The 233-nt window shown below is 61.4% G+C and carries 1 protein-coding gene; it reads right to left on the bottom strand.

Annotated elements, in window-relative coordinates:
- Positions 1–233, bottom strand: a 233-nt coding sequence (locus SB847_RS22360; protein WP_410578961.1) for a TSUP family transporter, incomplete at both ends; no start/stop codon positions are given.

Here is a 233-nt window from a genome sequence, read left to right as displayed (position 1 = left end):
CGATCAAAAACACGATCCGGACAAACTTGCTCCCCTGGGACACCGCCGCCCTGGCGCCCAAATAGCCCCCGGCCATGTTGGCAAGCCCTAGGACCAGCCCCACACCCCACATCAAAGCGCCGTGGGGCAGGAAGAAAATCAGGGCACCGGCGTTAGTGGCCATGTTGACGATTTTGGCCTTGGCGCTGGCCTCCAGGAACGCGTACCCCATGGCCGAAACCAAGGCAATAACC

It is taken from the genome of Bacillus sp. SIMBA_026, assembly GCF_046535335.1.
Taxonomy (GTDB): domain Bacteria; phylum Bacillota; class Bacilli; order Bacillales; family Bacillaceae; genus Bacillus; species Bacillus velezensis.
The sequence above is the reverse complement of the archived record's forward strand: the minus strand, read 5'-3'. Positions and strand labels throughout refer to the sequence as shown.